This is a genomic window from Flavobacterium erigeronis (assembly GCF_054075165.1).
Genome location: NZ_JBSKGP010000002.1, coordinates 188,992 through 205,860 on the forward strand (window position 1 = coordinate 188,992; position 16,869 = coordinate 205,860).

The following is a 16,869-nucleotide window of genomic DNA, read 5'->3' on the forward strand; positions in this document are numbered from 1 at the left end:
GTTTATATAACCGTATTCATTTAAATCCTTTATGCACCTGTGATACGTGGCAGGGCCGGTTGTATTATTTTAGGTTTAATGTTGTTTTTCAGGAGCTTTTTCCCGCTATTCGTTCCAATCTTCTGCGCCGAACCCCAGCACAGAAGGATTTCCACTTCTATCGGGGCTAGGGTGGTATTGTACAGCGGTAGATTTTTAAAGTGGGTTAAGGCTAGATTTAAGCACATTATTCGAATCCCACAAATAAAAACATAATCACCTTCCCATTAAACACGGGTGCTGAATCCGTTGTTAAATCCATTTCTTTAAGAATAGTTTTGTAGGTTTGAAATATCTATTTGTTTTAAAATGAGGTTATTATTGAGTAATATTTTCTTTTTTATGGCAAATATAAAACGCTCTTTGATAGAGCTCGTCATATGTAAGAATTTCTATATTTTTTAAGTTTTTTCTAAACATTTCAAACGATGAAAATTTAATTTCATTGATTTTATCCTCTTTTATAAACTCATTTAGATTTCCAATTAAGATAAAAGCTTTAGGATTGTAAAGATAAAGTTCTTCTCCTGTTAAATAATCTGCTGAATCTTTAATTTCTGTTTTTGTTGAAATTTCTTTTATAGCTTTTTGAATCGTTCTCTGAACCTGAGCAATTGCACCTGATAAATGATCAGAGATTTGCCAAGACTCTTCGCGATAGGAATTTTTGATTTCTTTTAGTAAAGAATGTGAACTTAATTTCAGTTCGCAGAAGCAAAGTGAATTGATTGCACCTTGAGATTTTAATAGCGCATCAATTCTTTTGCCTTTTGATAAAAAATTTGAACCAGATGTTACTTGTTCTAATTTTTTTGAATCCAATTCTGAATTAAATATATAATCTAAACCGTAGCCTAATATCCAAGTATTTTTTTCGAAGAATTTTTGCCACACGGCTTCATCTCCTTGGCTTTTATTTATTTCATTTTTGATCTGCTCCTTGTACTCATTGAAAAAGCCATCCTGGTTTAAAAGTTTATCAAAAAATTCTAATTGATTTTTTCTGTAACCGAAATTGATAATATCTTTCGAGGTAACATTATTACTTAAAGCTTCTTGTAATATTTCCAAATTTTCTGCAATCAATTTTACTGCTTGATCTTTATTTAAAAGCATTTTTGTAAGCTCAGCATCACTAACATTAAATGTATTGTCATTTGGAAATTCAACTTCTTTAATGCTTTTTAGAAATTGATATAGATGTTCTACTTCTCTGCCGTGAAATGAAGCTTCTTTCTGAGAATTTTTTAGAGGATTTCTTTTAACATCAAATTGCTGGAGGATGAGTTTCTCAATATTTCGATTGTCATCTTGAAAAAACAAAGCTTTTAACTGTCTTAAGCCGCTTAGAGTGTGACCTAATGTTGTTTCATCTTTTAGAAGATATTCGTTTTCTTGATGGTCTAAAATTTTATGGGCAAATTTTTTCTTAAAATTAGAGAAAGTTGGCTGAAAACTTTTTGAAAAATATGTTTTACCAACTACGCGCTGTGACGCATGGAATTCATCTTGATTCATTTCTTCATTCATGGTTATAAATTTATTGAATAGGTGATATGGATTTTATATAAATTACTAGCGCTAAAAGCATTGTAGGATTAAATTAATGCCATTATTCGGATTTGCCAAATATTCCAACTATCAACCAACTTCCCATTTGGTCTAAAACTAAATTGTATCTAGCAATGGTTTGTGGCAGTTATTCCACTTCGGTTAATGCTCCCAGTTCATGTTGAATACTTGAAATTTCCTTTATTTGAAATTTAGCTACGCCTAAGCCTAAAGGGAAGTATGGATGTGCATTATCGTAATCGTAAAAGAATTTTATTATCGATACAGATGAACCAATGATCCTAAAAATATCGTTCTCAAGTAACCTATCATATAGATCTGAATTTAATTGAGTTCCGTCCTCGATAGTTTTTTGGTGAACAATTTGATTTCTAATTTGTTCCAATTTTTTAAATTGTGGCCAGAATGATTGATTCTTTATGTTTTCAGTTTTTAAAAAGATAGGAAGTATTTCACTGATTTTTTGTGAAGTAGAAAACCATCTTTCAATATTTTCTTTTGTCCATAATTCTTTAACTTGTTTTTCATTTACTCTTTCGTAAATAAAATCATTTGGTATGGACGCATTAGCAAAAGATTCAACAGCAATATAAGCAAAAATTACGCTTGTTGTTATTGATTCAAAATATTCATAAAGATCAACCTTGTCTTTTTCTTTAAGCTTAATTAATTTTTGCTCGTGCGTTCCGAGTAGAACTTTTAAATGTTTTTTTGACTTTTTATATGATTTCTTCATCAAGCTTAATGATAAAGAAATATTATTTGGTGTATAATAAACTATTCTTTTATCGGAATGTTTTGCCTCTTTTCCCTTATTTAAGAAATATATTTTATCTCTTTCCTTGTCATGAAGTTTAATCATTCTTTCATCTCTGATGTCATTCTTAAATGAATTTTCATCAAGATGTCCGCCGTATTCTAGTACATGATTGAAATTTTCATAAAGTTTATTTTGTTTTAAAATAGAATTTACAAACAAATTTAAATATATTGATTTTATATGGATTAATTCATGAGCAGAGTAAATTGAACTTAAATTTTCGTTATTAACTAGATTTAAAATTTCAATATCTAAAAGTATAATATTTTGATCAGTTAATGCTAGAGATAAAATCCCATAATATATCAGGTCATGTTGTTTATTTTTGTAATAAGGAGTCTTCAAACAAATTGTATTTTCTATTAAAAAGAATGATTTATTATCCTCATAAGTTTTGTCACGCAACCATGACCAACTTTCAGGTAAATCCCTTTTTATTGAGTCGAAATATTTGTTTAATCGAATATTATTCTTAGAAGTAATTGTTAAATCTGTAAAAACATTTTGCTCAGACATATATGAGAGAAGTAAATTAATTAAAAAAAAATGTAAGGATTATTTTGTTTTTTTACCAATCCATGTCTGCCGAATTATCAAAAACTCCTTGTAAATAATCACAAAATTTCTGCATTGTTTCGGCATCGTGCATAGCTGATTCATAAAATCCATTATTGGCATGCGGTAATATGGTTATTAAACTATGATACTGTGTATAAATTAAAGCCGGTTTTAAATTACTGTTATTTAAATCAGTAATAAAAGATTCAATTAAATTAATAATTTCATTTTCATTAAATTCAAGTGTCCCTTGAAATGAAAATCGATTTTTATTCTTTTTAAAACTCATTGTTACAGGGACAGCACCAGCACCAGAATGAAAATAGAATGCATTTCCCTCTTTTCCAAAAGCTCCATGAGCTACAAAATTTCTTACTTGATTTCTAACTAATAGCAAATCATTAAGATATTTATTTAAAATTGGGTCTGAAATTGCTTTATTAAATTTTTCTTTCCATTCTCCATCTATTAACTTAGTAACTTCAACACCAGTTTTTACCTTCTGAGTAATTACCGCAAGATGAATAAATAAATGTTCTGTCCAACTAAAAAATGACTCAATAACCGATATAGCTAACCATTTGGTATTTTTTCTTGCATCAGAATATTTTTGAGAATCAAAAATAGAATTGACAGTATTTGAATTTTTTTCTTTCGAAAAATTTTTAAACTTTTGATTTTCTGATTTATAGAGATTTAAAAAGTATGTAAAACGATCAAATAGATTTTCATTGTTGTTTACAATGTTGATTTGTGAGCTTTTAATTGCTTGTTCAGCTAAATAGTTAAAGTATGGTCTTGAAGATTTTATTGCAGCATTAATTTTGCGTGTAATTATTTTAGCATCATCTTCATCCTCCTGTTTATCAATGAAAATTCCAACACCCATTTTACGATGCTCAATTAAAAATACCTTTCCATTATATTCAACAGGAATAGACCATGCTAATTTTTCAAATTTACCAAGATTTCTAAAATCTAATAGGTTCACAAATAGAAAATAAACTAAATAATAATCTTGTATTTGTCGACCGGCCGCACTTCTAATAGCATTATGTAAAAAGAAACTGCTGACTTTAATCTTTTCACCGGCTGGTTTAACAGGACTTAATATTTTTAAGGCATTTTCTTTATACTTTACTATATCTATACTCATTTTTTTTCTAAAATTACATCCCGCTTATTTGTTTCTGACATACACTATCACCAATACCACTCCTGACAATTGATTTCCGCGATTAGCAAGCATTATTTTAGCTAATATAAGAAAAATACCAAATTTTTAATTGTGCAACGATAATTGTAAATGAGTAATTTCAGAATTGATTCTACAATAATTCACTGTTCCAAAGCGGTATAGTTGAATTCACCCTCCAAGCGTAGTGCTTTTCTTCCAGACAGCTCTTTATCCTTCGTGTCTCAATTGCTTCCCTTTTACTTTTGATCAAAGACCCTGTATGCTTTTGTCTTATTTCAGGAGCAAAGGTAGTCCGTGTCCTTAAGCAAATGCAAGGCCGGGCCTTTCAGGTCTGGCCAAAAAATCTCCACCCATGTGGGTTTTCCTAGCTCATATTCTGCAAGGCCTGAATTAATCGGATATTAAGAATTGTTAGCAGAATCTAATTCGAAGTGATTATCATCGTCAATTGTATATAATATTATTTTTTAGGAGCTCTTCCCGCTATGCGCTCCAATCTTTTGTGCCAGTGTTCGGTGCAAAAGGATTTTCACTGCTGTCGGGGCTAGGGCTGCTGATCAGCCCCGTTTTGTATTGGGAAACTGCCCATTCAGACCCAATAATAATTAAAAATTTATCGACCTTGGTATTGTGACTCAAAACTCAAATTGTTAATTTTTAAACATTTTAAGTTGGTTAAAATGAATGACGGATATCAGAGTTAAAACAAAAAGTTTATGATTAATTTGAAAAGTTAGTGCTGGACACTAATTAGGCCCTTAATACTAATAATGCTTTGATCACCCATATATATTAGTAAAGATAACTTGGAATTATTTCAGTAGTAGCTTTATAAAAAAAGTGTACAAAAAAAACGTATAAATACCTGTTGTCAATCATTTATTATTGTAGTACTTGTTACCAATATTTATTCAACTTTATATTATCGCGATAATATAAAATATAAATGAATTTTAGACTTTTTATTAACCAACCTCTGATGATCCTATAAAATTAATTTGATAATGTCAGAGATCTTTAATTTTTATTTTTATGAGTACATTTTATGTAACAGCTGTTCGATATACGACCAATGGATCCTATATTTCCCATCTTATGGTACATGTTCCTGAATCAGAAAAAGGTCGTTTAAAAAAAGGAGTAATTATGACTAAAAATGATGTAATTACACTTTTAAAACAAAAAAAGACCTTAACTACCGCGGTTTACAATTATACCGGTGGATTCTGGAGCAGAGGATCAGATATTGGTATAGTAGTAGTGAATAATATTGAATATTTACGAACAGATCCTGATAAGACTTCAAGAGATAATTTAGCAAACCTCTTATTAATTGATGAAATCAGATAGATAAATTACCATTGTCTTGGTATTTGTGTTTTTGTATCAATGATGCAATTATTTACCGATCTTTTGATCTTAGATCCCTAAAGATTAAAGAAACCTCCAAGTTTGATTTTGGAGGTTTGTTTAATAATATAGAGCAGTATATCCGTAAACCTTACTTTGAAACCCTTTAACAGCAGGCTACAAAATCTTTGCAGAAAAGCAGTTTCAATCAGGAAAGCCAGGATAGTTAATTAATTTTTTAGATCTTTTTCAGAAATATTTACTGATAACACGCTTCGATATTGTCAGGAAGTAAAATAGGATTAAGTTTTTTTCTTATTTTTTCACTGCTCAAAGAATAACAATTACCCGTAATCGCATTTGATATGCAAGCCTCCAGTCTTTTTTTCGGATCTGCTTTTTCTATCCAGCCTGCTTTTTTCTCCAGATCATTTGTTTGATAAGGATATGCTCCATATCTATATTCAGCCAAAAGGAGGAAAAAAACCTGATCATCCTTAAGATTTTTATTGCGCCAGTCTCTAATTTCTTCACTTGTCAACTTATCCAAAGAAGTTACCGTGTAGGAGTTTGTATAATTATGCTGTACTTCTTTTAAAAGTCTGTTCCATGTATCCCTGGCAGCTGGGTAAACCTTTTTTAAATCATCGGGTATTGCATTGTTTTTAGAATAAACTAAGTTTATATCTTTGATCACGTTGCCTGCTGCCTGTTTATTGAAAAGATCTATGCCGTAATCGCATTGTGAAGAACCTGTAGATTCCGCGGTTACATCAATTTTACTGTCTGTCCCCTTATGAGCGTTTTTTGAACAGCAAAAAGAAAATAATATTGTAACTAATGGCAATAATATTACGCGATTTGTGAGTGTATATTTCATAAATTATAAATTTATTATCTTATTTAAAAATAGTTTCCTTTAATTCTGTTCTTAACATATACTGTTTGTTGGAAGGAGTTCTAACGAAGAGCTTAATGCTCATTTTTATTCGGTTTTTGTCTGCCTTTGCGGTTTATTGCTGCGGGGGGAGTTATGTTAAGAGCGTGCTTCAATATTTAAATCTTTTAGCTGTCTTAGTTTTTTGAAATCTTCAGATGTCATCTTGTTTTTAGCAACGTATATTTTTTCAGTGCCGGAAACTTCGAAATAAATCTCAAATTTATTGGTACTAAGAGTTTTCGGATCTTCCTTGGCAATCTGTAGTTTGATCCATTTTAAAAATTCTTCAGGCTTGTCATCTGAAAACAAATCTAGTTCTTCTTCTTTTTTCCATGAAATATTAAGAATAGCAGTGTTGCCAAGGGCATCTTTTGCGCTAATACGGTATACATATTTACAAAATAACATAGGATCTATTAGGGCATCGGCTCCATCTTTCATAGGAAGATGGTACATAGTGACTTTGTCGTCATATTCCAGGGAATTTTCCCCTGTTTGTTCTTTTAGATTTTCAACAGCCCTTAGTTCACCTTCGTATTTCACTTTGAGCAGTAAAGGCTGGCTGTCGACGCATTTCACATAACTTACAGTCCTGCGGCCAAATGAAAGATCGTTTGCCGAGACAGGCTGGTAGCTCTCGTCAAACAAATTCTTGAAAGTATAGACGTTTTTCTCATCAGTTAAGTCCGAGCCCTTAAATTTAAGGGTTGCGTCTACGAAGACATTTAATGAAATATCTGCATTCTGTCTGCCTTCCTGCGATACTACGATTTCATTAGGAGAAAATGAGAATCCTGCTTTCATCCTCTTTAGTTTAACAAGGCGTGCTTCATTCAAAGTTTCTGCATTTACATAGCCTATCTCACCTGTGACATTTGCTGAGGCACCATTTTTTGTAGTTGTTGTATTATTGGATTTCTTTGCACCGTTTAGATCTCCCGAACTATTAATCGTGCCTACTACGTTTCCATCTTCATCATAAACCTTTTTTTCGCTCCCAGACTTTGAGCTGTTGCTGTTTTCTGAAGAAACTGTACTTGTATTGTCGATGCTGCTTCCAATTTGTCCTGTAGCGGTAAGTTTTGAATTAAAAGTAACCGAGTTGCTTCGTGATAAATTACCGAGTTCAACTTCCTCAAATTCGTTTTCCAATTTATCAATACTTTTGAAAGCGATCCTGTTTTCCCCTGTTGGAATGCTTATGTAAGTGTTTAAATAAGCAAGTCTGGTATTGGGATGTGTGAACCTCTTATCTGTAAAATACCTTTTTATGTTAGAAAAAGCCAAGCGGACCTTGTATTCAGTAAACTCAGTTGGCAATTCTGGAGGCGCACTATCCTTCTTAGCATTTATTGGCTTAGACATTAAGGCAATAATATCTTCGGGTCTCTGAGTTTTACTGCTGACTACTTTTAACAGGTGATGTGGCAGGCTGTCCTGAAGTTCCCATAATTGTTTAGGCTTCTCTTCCGGCTGAGCAGAAGCCTTATAAGGCAGTACACCAACCCTTACATCAATTACAGGGCTTGTTGTTGATTCATTGCCAAATTCATTATGATGAAGGTTGCTAAAAACTGGTTTAGGACTTTTACAGCCTGTAAGATATATCAGGCTGGCAATGCAGATAAAGTAGATTTTTATTTTCATGGCTCTATACAATTTTAAATAATTTATATTCACGACCAGTACCGGGTTTGCAGCTGCCGGGTTTTTCTCCTAGATATTCAGCCACAACATCGTGAAATAATGGGCGTCCGTTGCAGTCTATATAAGGGTTTTCTCCTACACCGTAGTAATAATAACCGCTGTTTAAAGTGTAATTCTGTCCTATAATATGGGGTGTTTTATTCGGTTTTGTCCATAAAATGCTGCCAGTTGTAGGTTCTGATAATATTGCCTGCTTAAAGTATGAATTAGCAGCCTTATGAATGTAGGCTGGACTGTAGCCTTTAACTTCAGTAAGAAGAAGATTAATTGTACCCTCTTTACTAAGGGTAACTTCTCCCTTTACACCTTTGTTCTGTAAAGCATGATGCTCAAACTTAATGGTTTTTTCTGAGCTGCCAGGCAGGTTTTTAAGCTCTTCTACAGCATTTATAATTTTTTGTTTCATGGTTTAGAGTGTTGTTGTTTAGTTACTTACGAATTTAAAACTTATGCAAATTGTGGCATAACGTATTTATACGGTATTATCAAATAATTATAATTTAAGGTGTATTTATATTTCGTAGTTCATTTTAAATGGACGGTATAAAAAGGAACAATGAGAACAGCACAAGTTACATTTACCAGCTTTATACTGATTCAGCTGCATGCGGTACTCATAAAATTGATGTATAATTTTTTATAACATAAAAATTTAAAACTCATTTTTTTGATGCGGGTAGATATCACAAATCAAATCATCCAATTTTTCCAGCCGCGACCCAGAAGCCGCGGTTTTTTATGTTTCTATAGGAAAGATTGAAAGTCTTGAACCGAAGTTGCCATCTTGGGGAATTCAAGCCCGTGCTGTCTGCTTTTTTCCTTAATGCCCTTTATCCACAGTATCCCCGTTGCTTCCCTTTTCTTTTATCAAAGAGGCGGTATGCTTTTGTCTTATTTAAGTAGTAGTAGTAGTAGTAGTAGTAGTAGTAGTAGTAGTAGTAGTAGTAGTAGTAGTAGTAGTAGTAGTAGTAGTAGTAGTAGTAGTAGTAGTAGTAGTAGTAGTAGTAGTAGTAGTAGTAGTAGTCCGTATCCTTAAGCAAAAGCAAGGCCGGGCCTTTCAGAAATTACTTTTTCACATAAATCAAGTTATATTCTCGCAGCTGGTGATGATTCAATAATTAATTTAGGGTGCCAGCCGTCTACATGATAAGGTCGTAAAGATATTTTTACTAACCCTCGAAATTGTATTATTTAGATAATTTCGATCTTTAAGTTTAATTTTAAAACTATGTCAGAACCTGTTTTTTAAACAAGAAAATAAATGACACTTTTCTGGTTTCTATTTCTTTTGGGGATATAGTTTATATAACCGTATTCATTTAAATCCTTTATGCACCTGTGATACGTGACAGGACCGGTTATTTTGGCTATTTTCATAATTTCATGCCTGTAGGCTTTGATAGGATTGATGTTGCCTTGATTTGCTCTGAACTGGAGCAGTGCCGCAAAAATTCCAATATGGGTAATGCTGATGCGCTGGTCTTTTTCTATCGATCTAAAGAATTCAGTTAAAGGGTTTAATTGTTCCATCACTGCTGCATTTTAGATTTTATTCCTTTTTGGACAGATTGTTTCGGCAATGCTGCTGCCTGGTTTTTTGATGAAGCTTTCTGGATTTTACGAAAATGCTGGTTATAGATATTCAATGATCTAAACTGCGGATTGGCCTCTATATAAATCTGATTTTCTCGTCCATTTTTGATCACCAAAGCAGATACGCTGTCACCCTGTCTTAAAGCATCTTTTAGTTTCTCCATTTCATATGTATTAGATATCTCTTTTAAAGGAATGGCCTTTAAAGTCTTTTCTAAATCATAAGCATAGTCATTTCGAAATTCTTTTAGGTGATAACTGCCCGAAGCATCTCTGTCATTAAAGTCGAGCTGAAACCATGATTGGTTATGCTCTACAGAACGGCCTGACAATAAATTATAAGCTTCATTGAGCTTAAAATTGTTTTCCAGCCCATTTTTAAAGTAATATTCCCTTTTGTCTTCTGGTCTAGAATTATTCTGCAGGCTGCTTTTAAATCCATCAAGTTCAAAACGGCCTTCAGCATTTTTTGAAAAGGAAAGGGTATGAGTGATCTTTTCTTTTTCATTAAGGCAGTAGGAGAGAGGAATGCTGAAATTTTCCTGTTCCTTGCCAATAAGATTTTTTAATTTTTCGGATAAATCAGGAAAGCCGATACGCTGCACTTCCTCGTTAAGGGAATTGAAGTTTATCTTGTCTTTTTTTGCGTCGCTGCGAAGTGAAAGCTGATTTTGCGTGCTGGTGATTATTTTCCTCAGGATACGTGAAATGAGATTTGGATACAATTGTTTTGATATCCTATGGATTTCCATTTTAAGGACTCGAAGCGTATGCTGCTCCTCAATATTTTTTGAAGATCTGTATTTCGTTCTGATTCTCTCGAACTGGCGCAGTTTCTCAGCCAATAAAGATCTGTTTTCTGCCGGAGTAATTGAAAAGAGCGTACTCAAACGCTCTTCTCTTGCTTTCCATTGGCTGAATTCCATTTCTACTCTATTTACGGGAAACTGCGGGTTCATGATCTAATCTTTAATTATTTTAAAATCTCTAAACCGAATTAGACTGCTGTCTTCTTTTTTTTGGTTTGTTCGCCGAAGGGGTTTCACTGTTCTCGTCAGTGCTCTCAGACTGTTTTTTGCCAGATTGTTTTTCAGATGTTTTTTCTCCTTCTGATTTTTTCTCTTCCTTGCTTTCTCGATGATTGATGCGCTGGAGGTTTCCGTCATATACATTAAGAGTCTTGAACTGCGGATTTGCTTCTACGAACATTTTGCTTTCAACGCCTCTGACAACAAAAGTCACAGACTGAAGATTTCCTTTTTTAAGGGAATTCATCAGGTCTTCCTTATACTGAGGCGTATTGAGTTCTTTTATGGAGTGCTTCTCAAGGCTCGCTTCCAGATCATAGCCGTAATTCTGATGGTAGTGGTTGATTTTGAAATTGCCCGAGTTGTCGGTTTGTTTGAAGTCTATTTTGATCCACGAATTGTACGTTTCGCCTTCTTTATTTTTAAGGTCTTTGTTTACTGAACGTCCTTCCATCAGGTTATAAGCTTCTTTGAGCGTAATGCTTGTGCCGTCATTGTTGATGTAAAACGTCTGTTCCAGTCCCGGCTTGTTTTCTTCTTTCTGGAGATTCACATGATAGGAATTAAAAAAGTACATATCAGTCTGGTCTGACTTCTTGAAGTTCAGCTCAACCGTTACGGTATCTCTGTTTGGAACGCCATTGTTCATAATGCCGGTGTGCATGATTTTAAAATCCTTATCACCTTTCAGCATGTTTTCTCTCAATTCGGTATCGAAAGTTTCTCCAAATCCAGTATATTTCAGCTGGTCTTTCAGGTATTTTAAATTAGTCTCATTCATAATGTTTGTATTTAAGTTATTTTCTGGTAATTGCTTGTTTTCTCTTGACAGACGGACAAACTCCGTAAGATCAAGTTTCTGATTGCTGTACAGATCAATACCGCTCTGCATGACTGTCTTTAAGTCCTTTATAAGCGAATCTATCGGCACGCTCTTAAAATAGTCGATATCATTCCTTCCTGCGAGACAATGGTCCTCCGCGCCCATTGATGTCCTGAAAAAAGCAATGTTATCGCAGTCAGCTGATAGATTAACAGGGTGCGCCGCATAGCGATAGCCTAGTGAAGCCATTTCCTCTGCAAAGCTTAACAGCGTTTCGGTTTCATTGATATTTATATTCATAAGCTGCTTTTTTAGTTTTTTAGGATGGTGCCGAGATTATGGCAGCGGGATTACTTTATCGGCCAGATTTTTTTTAATGCTGGCTTCCAAATGCCTGCCGCCATTCTTTTCCAGCAGCTGGAGCGTTAAAAGCTTATTGTCTGGAATGGTAAATTTCTCCAGTGCAAAAACTTTTACTACCTCAGACTTATCAGGAATCACCGCAGATGATGAAGTGCAGTACAGCGGCTGGATCTCGATTTCCTGCGAGGCAGTTCGTTTTGATTTTCGCTGGTCTCTTATGAAAAAACGCAGCTGGTCAATATCGTAGCTGATTTTGGATTTATTCTCAAGTACTACGCGCAGATACAGCACATCCTCATGTATAAAAATGCCGCTGACCTCAAGTTTTATCTGAAACTTAGTTTTTTTTAAGCCGCTGGTCTTTATTTTTTTTGATAATGCCAGTGAAGCAGACTGTTCTATTTTTTTCTGATTTTCGTTTTCCAAAGTAAATAGTACATCCTTACTCGCCGCCGCCGCATTTTGTGCTTTTATATTCAGGTCAGGGCAGTCTTCATTGTAGTTCAGTACAAATACATACAATTTTGCATCAGATGTAACCACTGTCAGGTTAGTCTGGAAAAAATATTGTCTCGCCGCTTTTACAAGCAGAATATTCTCCACCCCTTTGGCTTTCTGCACCAGCACTTCAGCACTGCCTTTATCGATGCTTTTAATCGGGTAGGGAAAAACGATGCTGGTAGTTTTCGAATAGCCAATCTGAAGATTTTTATAGCGGTCTTCATAAAAAACAGTTTCCCTGCTCTTTAGCTGGGGATAAGCCCAAACAGAAACCAGCAGCAGACTCATTAAAAACAAATAATTAATTCTTTTCATCTTATTCTATTTTATGGTTTTAAATCCTTTTGTTTTTCATCATACAACAGTACCTTGTATCCTGCTTTTACCGCAACTTTTATGAGTTTTACCTTTTTGCTCATAAGACTTTTGGCCGCCTCAATGCCCATTCCCGCAGCCTGTGCTCCCCATGAATCGGTAATGCCGTTAAGTCCGAGTGTCTGAATCGAGCGGTCGGCAGATGCCTTAGCCACATCCCTGTTAATGGCACCTGGAATGTATATGCCCTCAATTCCGTCCATATCAAAGACCGAGAGCTGCACCGGGAAAATGGAACCGTGATGCTGGAGGTTTTCTATCTTTATTTCAAGCCTTTCACCTTTCAATGCCGCCATGCCGTATACAAAAGTGTTTTTGGGTATTGTTGTTCCCTGAAGCGTAATATCGGCAGAGAGCCTTAGTTTAACCACAGATCCATTTACAATGGTCTGTGTTTCGTGCACGGCGGCTTCAAGTGCATTCTGCTGATGATCTGGATTTAAATCCTCATCTGCCGTGAAAAAAGCATTCAATTTAAAGGACTCTCCCCGTATTGCATTTTCTTGGAGAGAAGTAATATTGTCTGCCGTTTTTTTAGGGACTGCGGAATAAACTTTTCCTTTTTTTTGTTCGGAATTCTGTTTTAAACGTTCCTGCACTCTTGAAGGATGCTGGATATCCAGGATATTTTCGAGCATGCCTCCGAGCTGCTGCAGTTCGGGATCCGGCTGAGTTTCGCCCATTGCGGACATCATCTGTTCCAAGTTCTTAATCTGGGCAGATGCTTCATTTGATGAGCCGTAGTTTTCGAACTCCCTCATATCCTGCCCGTAATTTTTAACCGGTGCAGGCTGGCTGATGGTTTTTTGGAGCAGCTGCAGCTTTTCGTAGATTTTCTGCTCGTTTCTGTCCTGCGGAACCACTGCATTCAAGCCGCTTCTTTTTTTTGAAAAACGCTGGGAAGCAAAATCCAGTTCTGGAAACTCCTTCAAAGATTCTTCCAGAACTTTTTGATTCGAATAGTTGGGATCTTTTTTAATCTGCTCCTGCAGTTTGATTGAATCTACAGCTGCCTGGTCATAGTAGCTCATTTTATCCAAAGAAGAATCTTCTTTGAAATTGGGAAGCGGCAGTTTAAAATTAAATCCTTTCTTTATTTCATTTTCAGCCGCTGCGGCTTCCATTCTTCCTCCTCCAAGGGTGTAAAAAAGAATGGTGATAAAAGGAAGAGTTATGACTGGCAGAGCCAGAAGCATTTTTCGTTTTTTTGCTTCTTTAATTGATATCGTCTTGTTTTCCATGTTTTAGGTTTAATCGATTATTTTAATTTTTGAAGTCTGTTGTAAGCTTTTTACCTGTTTTGCTTCATTTTCTGAAAAGACAGTATAAATGTTATAAAGGAGGTAGCCTGATGATATAACTATGAATAAGATCAGAAGAAAAATGAGCTTTCTCTTTGAACACCCTTCCGCCAGACTGCTCATTTTTTCAGACCATTTTTTTTGTGCAGAGAGATAGTGCCTATGGTATGTAAAAGGGATTTCTCGTTTTTTAAACAGTGATATCATAACCTGTCATTTTCGGTTTTCAACAGTTAAATCCCGGTTTTCAATCGTGTTGAATCGCTCGATTAAAAAACCATGCGGATTGTTATCGCTTCTTGATACATTGCGCAGGCTTCCTTCGGTAATCAGGCTTCTTTTTAAAATGCTGGTGGTTCTGATGATGTTCTGCCGAGAGAAACATTTAAAGCGGTAGGGATAATCCCGTGTATCGACATTTACACTGTCGATCTGGATGGTCTGGCTTATATTGCCTGAAATAATCCCGGAATAAAAGCCGTTTTCTTTCAGGTCATCATAAATTCTTTTAGCGCTTTCGTCCGCCAGATATAGCGCTTTAGTCACATTGGTTTTAATGACCTTATCATCCGGATCCAGGGTAAAGAAAAATTGGTGAAAAGTTTTAATATGGTCTCTTGCTTCAACAGGCACATTATCCTTCCTGTCCGACGCATAGGCTTCCAAAGCTTTTCCTGCCGCCAGGATGTATATCTTATCCTGCATGCGGCTTACAGTCTGAAAACTCCTGCTTAAAGTGTAACAGCAGATCACAGCGCAGCATATAATAACAAGCATCGTAAATCCTCTCACATATTTAAATGCAGTGTCTATATTTTTCATTTTGGTGAACATGAGCGGATCATTTAAGTTTGTTTTGAATTTCCTTTGAGCCTCTCGCTCATATAATTTCCTTTCTCCTCAAAATAAGGAGCAGAGGAGGAGGAGGCAGACATGCTCTGCGACATCCTTCCCGCGGCATTTCCCATTGAATCCAGAACCATTGCGGTTCCCTGTGATGTCTTGGAAACCGCTGAACTTGCTGAGGTGCTGAATAGGGTTGTGGTTTTCTGGGCCAGGGCGCCGCCGCCTCCTGCATGGACAATGTAATTGGCAACCGATGGCACAGTGAAGTACCCTATAATGCCGATTATCATAAAAATTAAATAAGACATATCGGTCCTGCTGAAAAAGGTATCACCGGTAGCCTGCACCTGGGATAGATCCAGTTTGAGCATCAGTTCCTGTATCTTGCCTATAATGCTGCCGAATATATTGGCAACCGGCAGCCACAGATAAATATTGATATATCTTGCCAGCCAGACAGTAAGGGTATGCTGAAATCCGTCAAAGACCGCTATTCCAAAAACGAGCGGCCCCAGTATGGAGAGGACAACCAGCTGAAATGTTCTGAGTGTATCAATGCATAAGGCAGCGGCCTCGAACAAAACTCTCAGTACCTCGCTCAGCCATTCCTTGACTGAGTTTCTAAAACTGTAAGAAGCCTTTTCCATTGCAAATTTGATGTCATTGCCTATTCCTGCCAGCATGCTCTCATCTGAGGGGTCGGCTCCCTCATGGGTGTATTTATACCATCTGTCCCGGTCCCCGGCACCCGCTGCACCAACATACATTTTCCAGGGATCTGTTTCTTTAATAGCCTTTTCTTTTTCTTTTAAGAGGACCGCAACTGCATTATTGGATCCTGTTACCATAGCGGCAGTTGCCGTAACTGTGGGTTTCATAACCCCGTTGATAAGAGCAAGGACAGACGGGAAAATCATGATGCAGAATCCGATTACAAAGGGACGGAACAGCGGATAGAAATCAATCGGTTCGGCGCTTGCTATGTGCCTCCAAACTCTGGAAGCGATATACCAGATTGTGCCGAATCCTGCGATTCCCTGTCCCACTGCCAGAAGATTGCTGCACAAAGGCATCATTTCGTCGTAAAGCTGGTCTAGAATGGAATGAAGGCTCTGCATATCATCGCCTAATCCCTGAGCCCTTGTCAAAAAAGGCAGCAGGAACAGAACTATAAAGGGAATTCTGCTTTTGTTTTTTAATGAAAGTTTCATATCCTTAATTTTTTAATTGCTGAAGGCCTTTAGAAGCAAGCACATCATTTTTTTCTTTTTCCCGCTGCAGCAGCAGTATGTTTGAAGAGGCATTAAAATCCCGCAGAAACAGCAGTTTATCCTGCATCTCAAGAAAAATAGCATCAACCGCTTCAAGCCGTTCATCATCTGACATTCTCAGCTTGTCTGCTGTAACCACCATAGTAAGCTCATCAAGATTGCGAAGGCTCAGGTTCAAAATATTGCGGTAAACGGATTCAAAGTACTTCAGCTCCTTTTCATTGAAGTTCCCGCTTTTTGAGAATCTGCTCAGTCCGTTTCTGCTTTCTTTGACGAGCAGGACCTGATAATTGATAATTTCGCCAACTTTTTTGTAATTTTTTACCATCGGGCTGACCTGCATCAGGGCATCCAGAAAGGTTTTATGAAGGCTGAAGTTTCCCTGCGACATATCCTTAACCGTCTTGTATCCTCCTGAAAGCAGCTCGTATCCCTTTTTCATATCGCTGAGAATCTTTTTGAACTGCGATAGTTTTTCAATGTTGAGAATCAGCTGCTGTATCTCTGCTGACTGGGCATGTGCTTTTTCAGGAATAATCGAAAAGGTGATAATCAGCCCTAAAACCAGTATTTTTTTCATGATT

At 35.9% G+C, this 16,869-nt stretch carries 15 protein-coding genes; 1 reads left to right on the forward strand and 14 read right to left on the reverse strand.

All coding sequences use genetic code 11. The annotated features are described in order from the left end of the window. Positions 1-357 precede the first annotated feature (357 nt). The 3 genes from ACWA1F_RS04855 to ACWA1F_RS04865 form a co-directional block, all read right to left on the reverse strand. Positions 358-1,569, reverse strand: a complete 1,212-nt coding sequence (locus ACWA1F_RS04855) for a Shedu immune nuclease family protein (RefSeq protein WP_456892024.1) — start codon at positions 1,567-1,569, stop codon at positions 358-360. Positions 1,570-1,738: 169 nt separating this feature from the next. Continuing rightward, the gene (locus ACWA1F_RS04860; protein WP_456892026.1) at positions 1,739-2,947 is read right to left on the reverse strand and encodes a hypothetical protein; all 1,209 of its coding nucleotides are present in this window, start codon (positions 2,945-2,947) and stop codon (positions 1,739-1,741) included. Positions 2,948-2,999: 52 nt separating this feature from the next. Next, positions 3,000-4,145, reverse strand: coding sequence for a hypothetical protein (locus tag ACWA1F_RS04865; protein ID WP_456892028.1), 1,146 nt, complete (start codon positions 4,143-4,145; stop codon positions 3,000-3,002). 1,074 nt (positions 4,146-5,219) lie between these two features. On the opposite strand from ACWA1F_RS04865, the gene ACWA1F_RS04870 reads away from it, so the two are divergent. After that, the gene (locus ACWA1F_RS04870) at positions 5,220-5,537 is read left to right on the forward strand and encodes a DUF3892 domain-containing protein (RefSeq protein WP_456892030.1); all 318 of its coding nucleotides are present in this window, start codon (positions 5,220-5,222) and stop codon (positions 5,535-5,537) included. A 259-nt stretch (positions 5,538-5,796) separates the two neighbouring features. On the opposite strand, the gene ACWA1F_RS04875 is transcribed toward ACWA1F_RS04870, so the two are convergent. The 11 genes from ACWA1F_RS04875 to ACWA1F_RS04925 all read right to left on the reverse strand — a co-directional run bounded on the left by ACWA1F_RS04875 (position 5,797) and on the right by ACWA1F_RS04925 (position 16,865). Then, entirely contained in the window at positions 5,797-6,417 is a 621-nt protein-coding gene (locus ACWA1F_RS04875) for a hypothetical protein (protein ID WP_456892032.1), read from the reverse strand. Between the two features lie 156 nt (positions 6,418-6,573). Further along, on the reverse strand, positions 6,574-8,124 hold the full coding sequence (locus ACWA1F_RS04880) for a hypothetical protein (protein WP_456892034.1): 1,551 nt from the start codon (positions 8,122-8,124) through the stop codon (positions 6,574-6,576). A gap of 4 nt (positions 8,125-8,128) precedes the next feature. Further along, positions 8,129-8,590 (reverse strand): hypothetical protein, encoded by a 462-nt coding sequence (locus tag ACWA1F_RS04885; RefSeq protein ID WP_456892036.1) that lies wholly within the window; start codon positions 8,588-8,590, stop codon positions 8,129-8,131. 839 nt (positions 8,591-9,429) lie between these two features. Further along, positions 9,430-9,714 (reverse strand): hypothetical protein, encoded by a 285-nt coding sequence (locus tag ACWA1F_RS04890; RefSeq protein WP_456892037.1) that lies wholly within the window; start codon positions 9,712-9,714, stop codon positions 9,430-9,432. Beyond that, complete coding sequence (locus tag ACWA1F_RS04895; RefSeq protein WP_456892039.1) at positions 9,714-10,703, reverse strand: hypothetical protein; 990 nt, start codon at positions 10,701-10,703, stop codon at positions 9,714-9,716. Before ACWA1F_RS04895 ends, ACWA1F_RS04890 begins: the two co-directional genes overlap by 1 nt. A gap of 61 nt (positions 10,704-10,764) precedes the next feature. Beyond that, positions 10,765-11,928 (reverse strand): hypothetical protein, encoded by a 1,164-nt coding sequence (locus ACWA1F_RS04900; protein WP_456892041.1) that lies wholly within the window; start codon positions 11,926-11,928, stop codon positions 10,765-10,767. Between the two features lie 36 nt (positions 11,929-11,964). After that, entirely contained in the window at positions 11,965-12,807 is an 843-nt protein-coding gene (traN, locus tag ACWA1F_RS04905; RefSeq protein ID WP_456892043.1) for a conjugative transposon protein TraN, read from the reverse strand. 11 nt (positions 12,808-12,818) lie between these two features. Next, entirely contained in the window at positions 12,819-14,108 is a 1,290-nt protein-coding gene (gene traM / locus ACWA1F_RS04910; protein WP_456892045.1) for a conjugative transposon protein TraM, read from the reverse strand. 273 nt (positions 14,109-14,381) lie between these two features. After that, complete coding sequence (gene traK, locus ACWA1F_RS04915; RefSeq protein ID WP_456892047.1) at positions 14,382-15,002, reverse strand: conjugative transposon protein TraK; 621 nt, start codon at positions 15,000-15,002, stop codon at positions 14,382-14,384. An 11-nt stretch (positions 15,003-15,013) separates the two neighbouring features. After that, positions 15,014-16,225: a conjugative transposon protein TraJ gene (gene traJ / locus ACWA1F_RS04920; RefSeq protein WP_456892049.1), complete on the reverse strand. Its 1,212-nt coding sequence runs from the start codon at positions 16,223-16,225 to the stop codon at positions 15,014-15,016. 4 nt (positions 16,226-16,229) lie between these two features. Then, entirely contained in the window at positions 16,230-16,865 is a 636-nt protein-coding gene (locus ACWA1F_RS04925; RefSeq protein WP_456892051.1) for a TerB family tellurite resistance protein, read from the reverse strand. Between the last annotated feature and the right edge of the window lie 4 nt (positions 16,866-16,869).